We start from the raw sequence: 14,201 nt of genomic DNA on the forward strand, positions 1-14,201 counted from the left end.
CTATCCCCGCGCCCGGAACGTGCGGCCACCGGCGGGTGGGGTCCCACCGGCGGCCGCCGTCCCGAGGTCAGGACTCGGAGGACTGCGTGCGGACGATGCCGGCGAGGCCGGGGGCGGGCGTGACGCCGGACACGGACGCGCGGGCCGGGGCGCGGCGCAGGACCGAGTCCAGGGCCCAGATGCCGGGGCCGACCGCGACGATCAGCAGGAAGGCCCAGGCGAACATGGCCGAGGCCTCGCCGCCGTTCTGCAGCGGAAGCAGTTCCCTGGGCTGGTGCACGATGAAGTACGCGTACGCCATGGAGCCGGAGGCCAGGGTGGCGGCGACCCGGGTGAACAGGCCGCCGAGCACCAGGGCGCCGCAGACGAGCTGGATGAGCGCCGCCCACCAGTTGGGCCAGACGGCGACCTCGAGGGCTTGGCCAGAGCCGCGGTGTCCGCCGAACACGCCGAAGAGCGAGGCGACGCCGTGGATCATGAAGAGGAATCCGATGACCATGCGGAACAACGCGTAAATCGGTTCACCTAGTCGGTCGAGCTTGGGCATGGTGAATCACCTTTCTCCACTGGGGTGATTTCGGTGGCAGTCGCGGAGGGGGACCGCGCCGGCGAAGCTTCGAGCGCTGGTTCTCCGGCAGGACGGAACCGCTCCGTGACTTGGGTTACTCGCTGGTCAGCGGCATCACATGTGCAGGAACCGGACGCACGCCGGCGAGGCGTCCAGGTGATGCCGAAAGCTCGGGACTGCGACGGTCAACCGTGATGCAACACACAGTGAGGGGGACCGGCGCACAGTGTCAATCGCACCCAGTGCAATTTCACGGCGATATCGGCCACAACCCGGCTGACCTGGCGATAAACGAGGGTCAACCCTGAAACTACCCCAGTTTAAATTTCATCGACCCCTATCGCGCCGCACCGGTTCCGCACCGTTCCATCGGCGCGACAGCGGCCCGCTGAGGAGCGTCGAACCGGACGCCATCGGGCCGCTGACAAGCGGCGCACCATACGCGAGGGGCCGCCAGGGAGCACCGCGCCAGGCCCCGGCGCCGCCGGGATCACCCCGCACCGGACGCCGGCGCACGCCTCATCCGGGAGGGGCCGCCTCCGGGACGGGCCGCCTCCGGGACGGGCCGCACGAGCGCCGCCGGGAGCCCCCCGGTACGAAGAAGCCGGCGACCCGGCGGGGTGCCCGGTCACCGGCCTCTGGGAGCCTGACCTACTCCAGGTAGTCCCGCAGCATCTGCGCCCGGGTGGGGTGGCGGAGTTTGGCGAGGGTCTTGGACTCGATCTGGCGGATGCGCTCGCGGGTCACGCCGAACTCGCGGCCGACCTCCTCCAGGGTCCGCGGGTGGCCGTCGGAGAGGCCGAAGCGGAGCTGGATGATGCGCTGCTCACGCTCGGACAGCGTGGCCAGGATGTCGTCGAGCTGGTCCTGGAGCATGATGAAGGCGGCCGCCTCGATCGGCACCACGGCGTCGGCGTCCTCGATGAAGTCGCCGAGGTCGGAGTCCTCCTCGCCGATGGGCGACTGCAGCGACACCGGCTCCTGGGCGATGCGCTGGATCTCCACCACGCGGTCCACGGGCAGGTCCATCTCCATCGCGATCTCCTCGGGAGCGGGCTCCCTGCCGAGATCCTGGTGGAGCTGACGCTGGACCCGTACCAGCTTGTTGATCGTCTCGACCATGTGCACCGGTATGCGGATGGTGCGCGCCTGGTCGGCGATGGCCCGGGTGATCGCCTGCCGGATCCACCAGGTGGCGTAGGTGGAGAACTTGTAGCCCTTGGTGTAGTCGAACTTCTCCACCGCGCGGATCAGGCCGAGGTTGCCCTCCTGGATCAGGTCGAGGAACAGCATGCCCCGCCCGACGTACCGCTTGGCGATCGACACCACGAGCCGCAGGTTGGCCTCGATGAGCCGCTGCTTGGCGCGGACCCCCTCCCAGACCAGCTCCTCGAACTCCGGCCGGGCCAGGCGTATCCCGAGGTCGCACAGCTTGTCCTCGGCGAACAGGCCGGCCTCGATGGCCTTGGCGAGCTCCACCTCCTCCTCGGCCGTCAGCAGCGGGACGCGGCCGATCTCCCTGAGGTAGATACGGACGAGATCGCTGGTCGGCGCCCGCTTGCCGACGTCTTCCTCGTCGGGGCGGATGGTGTCGTCGTCGCCCTGGGGCTCGAGCACCTCCACACCTTTTTCGGCGAGCATCCGCACGACGCGTTCCAGCGCGTCGGCCGGCAACTCGGAGCGGTCGAGCGCGGCGGCCACGTCGTCGACGGTGACGCTCCCGCGCTCCCTTCCTCTCGCGACAAGATCCGCCACTTGGTCAACCGATGGCGGTCCGCTTGGCAGCACCGATGCACCCACGCGTCATAGTCTGCGGTATACCCCACAGAAAAGGGCAGGCCTATTTTTGTCACAGATGGTAAGGCGATCTCATTACCGAATTGATATCAAATGAACGTTTGGCCGTGCTGACCAGCGGAAAGTAAAGTTAATTACGCTCAGACGGCGCGTTCTCTAAACACCCGTCGTTGTTGTTCGAGCGCCACCAGTTCGCCGAAGAGCCGGTTGTACTCCTGCTGCTGCTCAACGGGGTTGAGCCGCTCCATGCGCGCCTTGATCTGCACCAGGGCCCGGGTGACGGCCACCTCGGCCAGCCGGGCGAGCACGGCCGCGCCGTAACGCTCCTCCTCGGCCATCTCGGCGCGCAGCGGCTCCACCGCGAACCGGGTCAGCATGGCGTGCACGGCCGTGTCCTCGGTCGTCCCGAACAACCGGTCGACCCAATCGCGCCCGCCCGGCCCGGCCGCGGCCGTGCCGCCGGCCGCCACGATCAGCTCGTACAGGGCGGCGTGGCCGGGCACGGTGAACACCTGGGCGCCGAGGGCGTCGAACTCCGGGCCCATCAGCGCCGGACGCTGCACGGCCAGCTTGAGCGCCTCGACCTCCACCCGCACCACCGGGTCCGTGGGGTCGGGGGCGGGCGCCGCGGGACGGCGGGCGCCCCGCGCGGGCGCCGAGGCGCCGCCGGAACGGCCGCCGATCTCCTGGATGCGGCGCAGCACCATGCGCTCGTCCATGAAGCCGAGCCAGCGGTCGAGGTCGACGGCGTAGCGTCCGCGCAGCGCGGGGTCCTTGATGCCGGCGACGAGCGGAGCGGCGGCGTCCAGCGCGGCGATCCGGCCCTCGTTGCTGTCGAGGTCGTAGCGGGAGATGACGCTGCGGATGGCGAACGCGAACAGCGGCTCGCGGCCCGCGATCAGGTCGCGCACCGCGCCGTCGCCGTGCTTGACCCGCAGATCGCAGGGGTCAAGGCCGTCCGGCTGCACCGCCACGAAGGTCTGGGTGACGAACTTCTGCTCGTCGGCGAAGGCCCGCAGCGCGGCCTTCTGGCCCGCCGAATCACCGTCGAAGGTGAACACGACCTCGCCACGGAACTCGGCCTGGTCGAGCAGCAGCCGCCGCAGCACCTTGATGTGGTCCTCGCCGAACGAGGTGCCGCAGGTGGCCACGGCGGTCGGCACGCCCGACAGGTGGCAGGCCATCACGTCGGTGTAGCCCTCGACGACGACCGCCTGGGAGCGCTTGGAGATCTCGCGCTTGGCCAGGTCGATGCCGTACAGCACGGTGCTCTTCTTGTAGATCGGGCTGTCCGGCGTGTTGAGGTACTTGGGGCCGTCGTCGGAGTCGAGCAGCTTGCGTGCGCCGAAGCCGATGACGTCGCCGGTGATGTCGCGGATCGGCCACACCAGCCGCCCGCGGAAACGGTCCACCGGGCCGCGGCGGCCCTCGCGGGCCAGGCCGCCCTTGATCAGCTCGTTGACGGTGAAGCCGCGGCCGAGCAGGTGGCGGGCCAGCCGGTCCCACTCGGCGGGGGCGTACCCGACGCCGAACCGCTCGGCGTCCGCCCGCTCGAACCCGCGCTCGGCGAGGAACCGGCGGCCCGGGGCGGCCTCGGCGGCCTCGAGCAGGCCGGTGTAGAACTCCGCCGCCGCCTTGTGCGCCTCCAGCAGGCGGGTGCGCTCGCCGTGCTCGCGCCCCGGGACGTACCCGCCCTGCTCGTAGCGCAACTGGATGCCGGCCCGCTGGGCGAGCCGCTCGATGGCCTCGGTGAACGACAGGTGCTCAAGCTTGCGGACGAACGTGATGACGTCGCCGCCCTCGGCGCAGCCGAAGCAGTACCAGTAGCCCCGGGTGGGGGTCACGTTGAACGAGGGCGACTTCTCCTCGTGGAACGGGCACAGCCCCTTGAGGTTGCCGCCACCCGCGTTGCGGAGCTGGATGTGCTCCCCCACGACATCGGCGATGGGTGAGCGCTCCCGCACGAGCGCGATGTCGTCGTCACTGATCCGCCCGGCCACGCCCGTGAGTCTACGGCTCGGACGGGAGGCGCCGGACGGCAGCCATGCAGGATGGGCGATTTTTCGTGAATGGTGCGTGGTGTCGGTGGAGGTCCGTTACAAAGGAAACGCTCATTTTCGGTAACGTCTGACGGGTGGGGATCATGCGATCGGGGCGAATGGCCGCCATTGCCGCGGCGGTGCTGGTCACCGCCGCCAGCGCGGCCTGCGCCGCCCCCGGCGGAGTGGCCGGGATCAGCACCTTGCCACCCGCGCCGACCGCGCCGACCCCGGACCTGACCGCCGACCCGGGAGTCTCCCCGTCCGGCCTCGGCGCCTCCCCCGACGCGTCCGGCCCCACCGGCTCGGCCGTGCCCGAGCCGGCCCAGGACGAGATCGACCCCGCCTCCCTGGAACCCGCCGCGTCGCCCAGCGTGACCCTGCCCAAGGGCGACGCCCCCGTGCGGGTGCCGCCGCCGCGGTTGTCGCCGTTCAAGTACGTCTTCCCGGTGCGCGGCTGCCGCGTCGACTACCCCCGCCAGGCGGCCGCCGTCCCCAAGAGCACCATCTGGGCCGGCAAGGGCTGCGCGTTCGTCGCCCCCGTGGACGGCGTGGTGCACGAGACCAACGTCCGCAACCGCTGGACCGCCACCACCGACCGCGGCGCCGACCGGGTGGGCCGGTTCGTCTCCATCATCGGCCGCGACGGCGTCCGCTACCTCGGCGGCCACCTCGACTCCGTCCAGAACGGCATCCGCCCCGGCGTCCCCGTCCGCGCCGGCCAGCTCCTCGGCACCGTCGGCGACTCCGGCGACGCGAAAGGCGCATCCGCCAACCTCTACTTCGCCATCTCCTGGCAGACGTCCTCCGCGTACTGGTGGATCCGCCGCGGCATGGTCGACCCCTGGTCCTACCTGGACGCCTGGATGACCGGCAACCCCACCCTCTCCCCCCGCACCGAGGTCGCCTCCCTCCGCGCCCGCCTCGGCGCCACCCCCCGCTGCCAGACCGACTGCACCGCCAAGCCGAACCGCAAACCCCGCCCCACCCCGTCGCCCACCCGCATCCCCACCCCTCAGGTCACCATCGGCTGACCCCGGCGCACGCCACTCCGCCGTCCCGGCCGGTCCGCGCCGATCCGTTGTTCGAAGCGGCCTACCTGTTCACTCCCCGGCAACTGAACCGGTACAGCAGATCAGGGCCTGTGCTTCACCACCACCCCCTATCCCTGACACGCGCCATAACTCGACGCTTCGACAATGGAAAGTACGCGCGACCCGGACCGTCCCGTCACGGTCGACGTCCGGAGAGGTGCTGAAAGCCGGCGAGCACCCAGGGATCGGATCAGCCGGTCAGCCTCAGTCGCTTCCGGCGACTTCCGTGAAATTTTCACACTCGGGGACATCGTGAGGTGATCGCCTTACGGCGAATGTCCAGGCAAGAACCGCTCCGCCGCGATGCCCCAGGTCAGTGGGTTTGACGCTGCGCCCGGCAGTCGGATGTACTCCCCGACAACAACCCCCGCAGGAGCAGTCATGCGAACCGGGATCTCCGATGTTAGCGGTAACAGAGCAGGAGCGACTCCTCCCTTGGAGGCAGCCAAGGGGCGTGGATATCTCCTGCTAGATGTGAGGCGATCCCGGTGTGTATCTCCAGACCTCCTCGCGGTGGCCAGTTGTTATCGCTAACCCCCGGTGGGCCACGGCCGATTACCGCACGTCCGTTGCGCGAAGGCCCCCGTGTGTCATGCCGAGCGATGGCCGATCAGGCCCATGACGTGGGGCGTCGCCGCGCGCCGCGGGCCACCTCACATCCCCCGATGACCGTCCCCTGAGGAGCGTTCTCCGTGAGAAGTACACGACCACGAGCGGTGCTGTCCCCTGTAGCCGCCCTGATGCTGACGTTGGCCGCCGGAGCGGTCGCGCTCACGTCAGCCACTCCCGCCCAAGCGCTGGACAACGGTGTGGGCCGCACGCCGCCGATGGGGTGGAACACCTGGAACACCTTCGGCTGCAACATCAACGAAGCCCTGATCAAGCAGACCGCCGACGCGCTGGTCAACAACGGCATGCGTGACCTGGGCTACCAGTACGTCGTCGTGGACGACTGCTGGATGAACTCCACCCGCGACTCGGCCGGGAACCTCCAGGCCAACTCCTCCAGATTCCCGAGCGGCATGAAGGCCCTGGGTGACTACCTGCACGCCAGGGGCCTGAAGTTCGGCATCTACCAGGCCCCCTTGGACCGGACCTGCGCCCAGTACTTCGGCTCCTACCCGGGCGCGACCGGCGCCCAGGGACACGAAGAACAGGACGCCCGCCAGTTCGCCGCCTGGGGCGTCGACTACCTCAAGTACGACTGGTGCTCCCCCACCGGCACCATCAACGACCAGGTACGCGTCTTCGCCAAGATGCGCGACGCCCTGGCGGCCACCGGCCGGCCGATCCTCTACAGCATCAACTCCAACAGCATCCACGAGAAGACCGGCCCGATGCGCAACTGGGGCGACGTCGCCAACATCTGGCGGACCACCGAGGACATCACCAACACCTGGAACTCCGGCCAGACCAACGGCTACCCGATGGGCATCCAGAACATCGTCAACGTCAACGTGCCGCTGGCGGGCTACGCGCGGCCGGGGGCGTTCAACGACCCGGACATGATGGAGGTCGGCCGCGGCGGCATGACCGACACCGAGATGCGCAGCCACTTCGCCCTCTGGGCGATCATGGCCTCGCCGCTCATCGCGGGCAACGATGTCCGGAACATGGACAGCGCCACCACGACGATCCTGAAGAACCAGAATCTGATCGCCATCAACCAGGACACGCTCGGCCTTCAGGCCACCCAGGTCAGCAACGACGGCACCCGTCGGATCCTGGCCAAACGCCTGAGCAACGGCGACGTCGCGGTGGCCCTGTTCAACCAGGGCGGCAGCACCACCACGATCAGCACCACGGCATCCGCCATCGGCCTGGCGGGCAACTCCTTCACCCTGCGTGACGCCTGGACCAACGCCGTCACCTCGTCCACCGGCACCATCTCGGCGAGCGTGCCGGCGCACGGCACCGTCGTGTACCGCGTCAGCGGCGGAACGCCCACCACACCCACCCCGACGCCTACCTCCACCGCGTCCACGAGTCGCCTCCAGGGCGTGGGCTCGGGCCGGTGCCTCGACGTGACCGGCGCCTCCACGGCCAACGGTACCCAGGTGAACATCTGGGACTGCCACACCCAGAGCAACCAGCAGTGGACCTCGACGGCCGCCGGTGAACTGCGCGTCTACGGCAACAAGTGCCTGGACGTCAACAACAACGGCACCGCCGACGGCACCACCGTCATCATCTGGGACTGCAACGGCCAGAACAACCAGAAGTGGCGCTTCAACGCCGACGGCACCATCACGTCCCTCAGCGCGAACAAATGCCTGGACGTCATCAACAACGGCACCGCCAACGGCACCAGACTGAACATCTGGTCCTGCACCGGCGCCGCCAACCAACGCTGGAACCGCATCTGATCCCCACGACGTGACCCGCTTCTCCGGGGCTCACCCCCACGCCCGTGGGGGTGAGCCCCGGGTGCGCCCCGGCCGCGAGAACGCGGGGGTCAGGAGTGGGAGGTCAGGGAGTGGTGGAGAGATGTGGCGGAGGCGTCGGTCAGGGAGGCCAGCTGGTCTATGACCACCCGGAGTCTGGTCTGGTCGTCGGGGGCTTCGGTGTACAGGGGGCGGAGGGCAGGTTCCAGGGTGGCGGGGGCGCCTAGGGTGATCATGCCGGCCAGTTCGGCGATCAGGGTGCGTTGGCGGGCCAGGTTGGCGTGGTGGTCGGCTCTTGACATCACGTAGTGGGCGGTCACGCCTTTGAGCAGGGCGCATTCGAGGCGGATGCGTCTTGGAATGATCAAGTTGGCGCGGTGGCGGGTGAGGCCGGGGCCGTAGAGCTGAGTGGTGGCTTGCTGGGCGCTGTGGCAGAAGCGGCCGATGAGGTCGCTGGTGAAGGACTTGAGGACCACCAGGTCGCGCATGGTGCCTTCGAAGCGGGTGGGCCACATCGGCTCGGCGACCAGGTCGGCGAGGGTTTCCTCCAGCTCGTTGAGGTCGGAGTCGCGGGCGTACCACTTGAGGGTGCGTTCGCAGACGTCGCGGCGTTCCTCGGGGTCGCGGAGCATGGTGGGGGTGACGTGGCCGGAGTGGAGGGCGTCCTCCAGGTCGTGGACGGAGTACGCGACGTCGTCGGCCCAGTCCATCACCTGGGCCTCGAAGGCGACCTCGCCGGCGGGGACACCGTCGCGGACCCAGTCGAAGACGGGGAGGTCGTCGGGGTACACGCCGTACTTGGCGCCGTGGTCGGAAGTCCAGGGGTACTTCAGCGCCGAGTCCAGGGCGGCGCGGGTGAGGTTGAGGCCGGCGCTGCGGCCGTCGGGGGTGAGGACCTTGGCTTCGAGGCGGGTGAGCAGGCGAAGGCTCTGCGCGTTGCCCTCGAAGCCGCCGCATCGCGCGGCCAGTTCGTTGAGCACCGCTTCGCCGTTGTGGCCGAACGGCGGGTGGCCGATGTCGTGCGCCAGGCACGCGGTCTCCACCAGGTCGGGGTCGCAGCCGAGCGCTTTGCCCATCTCGCGGCCGATCTGCGCGCACTCCAGCGAGTGGGTCAGCCGGGTGCGCGGCACGTGCCTGCCGTGGTCGCGGACGTCTCCCGGGCCGACCACCTGGGTCTTGGCCGCGAGCCGCCGCAGCGCGGCGCTGTGCAGCACCCGGGCACGGTCGCGCTCGAACGCGCTGCGCTCGGGGTTGCCGGGAGGTTCCGGTACCCATCTGGCCTGGTCGGACTCGTCATAACCTTCCATCGGTAGCCGGGATGCTACCCCCGGGACGGCACTCCAACGACGAACATCGGCGAAACTCCGCACGTCCGGCGCACGTCGCGCGTCGCCCCAGGTCAAGCACCCCTTATCACCCCCTTACCCGCATGCCGTCGCACCCCTCAGCGGGCCCGCCGCGGCGGCGTACCACCCCGGCGGGCCGGGAATCATCGTGTGTCGGAGTCGTCGGCCGTGACGACGGCGCGCCCCGCCTCCAGGCGGGCCACCGGCACGCGGAACGGCGAGCAGGAGACGTAGTCGAGCCCGATGCGGTGGCAGAACCGCACCGACTCGGGGTCGCCGCCGTGTTCGCCGCAGATGCCGAGCTTGAGGTCGCGCCGGGTGGCGCGGCCCTCCCGCACGGCGAGGCTCATCAGCCGGCCCACTCCCCCGCGGTCCAGCGTCTCGAACGGCGAGACGCCGAAGATGCCGAGGTCGAGGTAGCGGGAGAAGAACGCGGCCTCCACGTCGTCCCGGGAGAACCCCCAGGTCATCTGGGTGAGGTCGTTGGTGCCGAAGGAGAAGAACTCGGCGGCCTCGGCGATCTGCCCCGCGGTGAGCGCGGCGCGCGGCACCTCGATCATCGTGCCGATCATGGCCCGCACCCCGGTCTCCTCCAGGATGCGCCGCGCCTCGTCGCGGACGTGCTCCAGCTCCTGCACCGCCCCCACCAGCGGGATCATGATCTCGGCACGCGGGTCGCCCCCGGCGGCCCGCCGCTGCGCCACCGCCTCGGCGATGGCGCGCACCTGCATGGCGAACAGCCCGGGGATGACCAGCCCGAGCCGTACGCCGCGCAACCCCAGCATGGGGTTCTCCTCATGCAGCCGCCGCACCGCGGCCAGCAGCCGGCGGTCGCGCGGGGAGGCGTCGTCCCCGGCGAGGGCGACCTTCACCGACAGGGAGGTGAGGTCGGGCAGGAACTCGTGCAGCGGCGGGTCGATGAGGCGGATGGTCACCGGCCGCCCGTCCATCGCCGCGAGGATCCCGGTGAAGTCCTCCTTCTGCAGCGGCTCCAGCGCGTCGAGCGCCCTCTGCCGCCCCTCTCCCCGGCCGGCGAGGATCAGGTCCTCGACGAGCTTCCTCCGCTCGCCGAGGAACATGTGCTCGGTGCGGCACAACCCGATGCCCTGCGCGCCGAACCGCCGGGCCCGTGCGGCGTCCTCGGGGGTGTCGGCGTTGGCGCGCACGGCCATGCGGCGGCGGCCGTCGGCGTGGCGCATGAGGCGGTCCACGGCGCGCACCAGCTCGTCGTCCAGGTCGCCGTTGCCGTCGAAGTACTCGACCACCGGGGACGCCACCACGGGCACCTCGCCGAGGAACACCTCGCCGGTGCCGCCGTCGATGGAGATCAGGTCGCCCTCGGCCACCTCCACGCCGCCGGGGCCGGTGAAGCGGCGCGCCTCGGCGTCCACGTCGAGCTGCTCGGCGCCGCACACGCAGGTCTTGCCCATGCCGCGGGCCACGACGGCGGCGTGGGACGTCTTGCCGCCCCTGCTGGTCAGCACCCCCTGGGCGGCGATCATGCCGGACAGGTCGTCCGGGGTGGTCTCGCGGCGCACCAGGATGACGTGCTCGCCCCGCCCCGCCAGTTCCTCGGCGCGCTCGGAGGAGAACACGGCCTTCCCGACGGCGGCGCCCGGTGAGGCGTTCATGCCCGTGGTGATGAGGCGGCGCCCGCCGGTCTCGCCGAACCGGGGGAACATGAGCTGGGCGAGTTGCTCGCCGGTGACGCGGCCGAGCGCCTCGTCCATGTCGATGAGGCCCTGGTCGGCGAGCTGGACGGCGATGCGGAACGCCGCGGCGGCGGTGCGCTTGCCCACGCGGGTCTGCAGCATCCACAGCTTGCCGCGCTCGATGGTGAACTCGATGTCGCACAGGTCGCGGTAGTGGTTCTCCAGCGTGCCCATGATGTCGAGCAGCCGCCGGTACGACTCGGGGTCGATGTCGCGCAGCCGTTCCAGCGGCACGGTGTTGCGGATGCCGGCCACGACGTCCTCGCCCTGCGCGTTCTGCAGGTAGTCGCCGTAGACGCCCTGCTGCCCGGTGCCGGGGTCGCGGGTGAACGCGACGCCGGTGCCGGACTCCATGCCGAGGTTGCCGAACACCATGGCCACGACGTTGACGGCCGTGCCGAGGTCGGGGGGGATGCGTTCCTGGCGGCGGTACAGCACGGCGCGCTCGGCGTTCCATGACCCGAACACCGCCTCGACGGCCATGCGGAGCTGCTCGTGGGGGTCGGCCGGGAAGCCGGAGCCGGTCTCGGCGAGGGTGATCTCCTTGTACCTCTCGACCAGGCGCTGGAAGTCGCCCGCGTCGAGGCCGAGGTCGTCCTCGACGCCCTTGTCCCGCTTGACGTCCTCGAGGACGGTCTCGAACCGTGCGCCGTCGATGCCGAGGACGGTCCTGCCGAACATCTGGATCAGCCGCCGGTAGGAGTCCCAGGCGTGCCGCTCGTCACCGGACCGCTTGGCGAGCCCGTGCACCGACTCGTCGTTCAGCCCGACGTTGAGCACCGTCTCCATCATGCCCGGCATGGAGAACTTGGCACCCGACCGCACGCTGACGAGCAGCGGGTCGTCCGGCGCCCCCAGGCGACGGCCCATCGCCTTCTCCAGCACCGCGAGATGTGCCTCGATCTCCTCGGCGAGCCCCCCGGGCAACCCACCCTCCCGCAGGTACCGCCGGCACGCCTCGGTCGTGATGGTGAACCCCGGGGGCACGGGAAGCCCGAGATTCGTCATCTCCGCGAGATTCGCACCCTTCCCGCCGAGCAGATCTTTCAGGTCTTTGTTTCCCTCGGTGAAGTCGTATACGTACTTCGGCACATCCAGCTCCTAACGACCTCGGCGGCGAGCCCTCCGCCCCGTTCACCGGACTCTACCTATGAAGCGGGACGCTAATCGTCACCCACCTCGCTTGAGGACGTCTTCCCAGCTAGATGCTAATGCATCGGTCTAATCCAATTAGATTCCACCCCACCATGACCCCGAAACCCGTAGCGCCGATGGTCATTTCCGCAGTCCCATTCCCGGCCGGTCACCAGACATTCGCCGCGACGCCTGAAATGGTGTAGACCAATAAATGGTGTAGACCAACCGCCGTTCCGGAACACCCGCCATTCCACGCATGACCGGCCCCCCGCACCGTCCCGGCCCTCACAGGGGGACGGTGCGGGGCTCCCGCCCGGCCGCCCTCCACAGGCGGCCCCGGCAAGGGCTCAACGGCCCGCGACGCCGTCCTTGAGCCCACCCAGGAACGTGGACCACTCCGTCGGCGTGACGACCAGGGCCGGAACGGCCGGGGTCTTGCTGTCCCTGACAGCGACCAGGCCCGGCATGTTCACCGCGACCTCGACACAGTTGCCGTCGTCTGTGCTGTAGGTGCTCTTGCGCCATTGGGCGTTCTGCAGGTCACCCACTTTGGTTCACCGCTTCCTCTATGAGTTGAAGTGACTGTTTGAACGGTAAAGCCTCGGCACGTACCGCGTCATACCTAGTGGTGAGCTGGGTGATGATCTGCCGATCCTCTATCGTCCGACCGCTTGGCTGTGCGTCCGTATAGGCGCCGTATGTGATGCCGTTGCGTTCGGCGACGATGAAGCCGCCGGACAGGCCGCAGTGCTCTCCGGCCTCGTACGGCACTATCTGTACGGTCACGCTGGGGCGCCGGGCGGCCTCCATCAGGAACCGCAGTTGTTCCCGCATGACCTCCGTGCCGCCGACGCGGCGCCGGATCACGGCTTCGTCCAGCACGAAGGTGGTTGCCGGGGGCTTGGGCCTCTGCATGATCGACTGCCGTCTCATGCGGTTCGCGAGGCGTTCGTCGACTTCCTCAGAAGTGATGCCGGGGGCCACCGAGATCAGCGCGCGTGCGTACTTCTCGGTCTGGAGGAGGCCCGGGACGATCATGGGTTCCCAACTGCGAAGCGTTTCTGCAACTTCTTCCTCTTCCAGCCAGGGCCTGAGGTGCTCGGGTGCCTGGCTCCAGTTGGTGGCGCGGTAGAGCGCGAACATGGTGCCGTCCAGCCCGAGGGCCTTGTCGCATGCCCGGGCGAAGTCGTCCGTCGGGGCGCGCCTGAGGGTTTCGACCATGGCGATCATGGAGTCCGAGAAGCCCATGCGGGAAGCGAGTGCTCGCTGGGAGAGCCTGGCGGTGTCTCGGTGCCGGCGGAGTTCTTGGGCGAAGAGGCCGCGAGGGGACGCGTAGGGGTCCTGGGTGGGGAAGAACAACTCACTCCTTTCTTGGTGAATATCGGAAATATCGGTGTGCTCACAAGCCTGCTCACCCCAAGTGTGGTGCTGGGTAAGCACGAATCGCTACCGATCGTAGTCTTCTGGCGACACTCTGGCAGGGCGAATCCTCCAGGAGGGGCGGCCCTCATGACGGACGAAAAGGTGAGCGCATGCGGGCAGGAAGACTGCTGGGCGTCGTCGAACTGGCCGGAGAGCCGAGTTCAGCCGGGCTCGCCCGGGATTTCGTGCGGGCGAGACTCGGCGACGATCACCCGGCGCTGGACACCGTGACGCTCCTGGTCTCCGAAGTGGTCACCAACGCGATACTTCACTCGGACTCCAGGAACGGAGGGCGGATCAGGGTGTCACTCGCCGACTGCTCCGACTTCGTCCACGTCGATGTCGTGGACGCGGGCGGTGAGACGGTTCCCCATGTGCGTGACGACAGATCGGGTGAGGGCGGGCGTGGCCTTCAGATCGTGCAGATGCTCGCCTCCCGGTGGGGCGTACGCCGGGACACCGCCGGGCGGGCCGTCTGGTTCCAGGTGGAGTGCTTACTCGATGCACAGTTGTGAGTGAGCAGGTTCCGGGGGTGTGAGGGCGGAGCCCCCACCCTGGGGGTTTGGGGTGGGGTTCCAATAAACACAGTCCGAGCGGAGCGAGGGCCATTTCACGGTGGGCAGGCCGAACGGGTCTGGGCTCTCGGTGAGGGCTGGGGTGGTTCAGGTTCCGCGGTGGGCAGGCCGAACGGGTCTGGGCTCT

10 protein-coding genes are annotated in these 14,201 nt (G+C 69.3%); 3 read left to right on the plus strand and 7 right to left on the minus strand.

The window, feature by feature from the left end; all coding sequences use genetic code 11:
* Positions 1-67 precede the first annotated feature (67 nt).
* From ABGB17_RS29575 to dnaG, 3 genes are all read right to left on the minus strand, one after another.
* Positions 68-547: a DoxX family protein gene (locus ABGB17_RS29575; RefSeq protein ID WP_347635359.1), complete on the minus strand. Its 480-nt coding sequence runs from the start codon at positions 545-547 to the stop codon at positions 68-70.
* A 672-nt stretch (positions 548-1,219) separates the two neighbouring features.
* Positions 1,220-2,323: an RNA polymerase sigma factor RpoD gene (gene rpoD, locus ABGB17_RS29580; protein ID WP_347635360.1), complete on the minus strand. Its 1,104-nt coding sequence runs from the start codon at positions 2,321-2,323 to the stop codon at positions 1,220-1,222.
* A gap of 182 nt (positions 2,324-2,505) precedes the next feature.
* Complete coding sequence (gene dnaG / locus ABGB17_RS29585; RefSeq protein ID WP_347635361.1) at positions 2,506-4,365, minus strand: DNA primase; 1,860 nt, start codon at positions 4,363-4,365, stop codon at positions 2,506-2,508.
* Between the two features lie 158 nt (positions 4,366-4,523).
* On the opposite strand from dnaG, the gene ABGB17_RS29590 reads away from it, so the two are divergent.
* Both ABGB17_RS29590 and ABGB17_RS29595 read left to right on the plus strand, forming a co-directional pair.
* A complete protein-coding gene (locus ABGB17_RS29590; RefSeq protein WP_347635362.1) occupies positions 4,524-5,438 on the plus strand; it encodes a peptidoglycan DD-metalloendopeptidase family protein in 915 nt (304 codons plus the stop codon).
* A gap of 752 nt (positions 5,439-6,190) precedes the next feature.
* A complete protein-coding gene (locus ABGB17_RS29595; RefSeq protein ID WP_347635363.1) occupies positions 6,191-7,864 on the plus strand; it encodes a lectin in 1,674 nt (557 codons plus the stop codon).
* An 89-nt stretch (positions 7,865-7,953) separates the two neighbouring features.
* On the opposite strand, the gene ABGB17_RS29600 is transcribed toward ABGB17_RS29595, so the two are convergent.
* The 4 genes from ABGB17_RS29600 to ABGB17_RS29615 all read right to left on the minus strand — a co-directional run bounded on the left by ABGB17_RS29600 (position 7,954) and on the right by ABGB17_RS29615 (position 13,517).
* Positions 7,954-9,189: a deoxyguanosinetriphosphate triphosphohydrolase gene (locus tag ABGB17_RS29600; protein ID WP_347635364.1), complete on the minus strand. Its 1,236-nt coding sequence runs from the start codon at positions 9,187-9,189 to the stop codon at positions 7,954-7,956.
* 182 nt (positions 9,190-9,371) lie between these two features.
* Entirely contained in the window at positions 9,372-12,032 is a 2,661-nt protein-coding gene (ppdK, locus tag ABGB17_RS29605; protein ID WP_347635365.1) for a pyruvate, phosphate dikinase, read from the minus strand.
* 392 nt (positions 12,033-12,424) lie between these two features.
* The gene (locus tag ABGB17_RS29610) at positions 12,425-12,625 is read right to left on the minus strand and encodes a DUF397 domain-containing protein (RefSeq protein WP_347635366.1); all 201 of its coding nucleotides are present in this window, start codon (positions 12,623-12,625) and stop codon (positions 12,425-12,427) included.
* A complete protein-coding gene (locus ABGB17_RS29615; RefSeq protein WP_347635367.1) occupies positions 12,618-13,517 on the minus strand; it encodes a helix-turn-helix transcriptional regulator in 900 nt (299 codons plus the stop codon). Before ABGB17_RS29615 ends, ABGB17_RS29610 begins: the two co-directional genes overlap by 8 nt.
* Positions 13,518-13,609: 92 nt before the next feature.
* On the opposite strand from ABGB17_RS29615, the gene ABGB17_RS29620 reads away from it, so the two are divergent.
* A complete protein-coding gene (locus ABGB17_RS29620; protein ID WP_347635368.1) occupies positions 13,610-14,014 on the plus strand; it encodes an ATP-binding protein in 405 nt (134 codons plus the stop codon).
* The last annotated feature ends 187 nt before the right edge of the window (positions 14,015-14,201 follow it).

This window comes from Sphaerisporangium sp. B11E5 (assembly GCF_039871875.1).
Taxonomy (GTDB): Bacteria; Actinomycetota; Actinomycetes; order Streptosporangiales; family Streptosporangiaceae; genus Sphaerisporangium.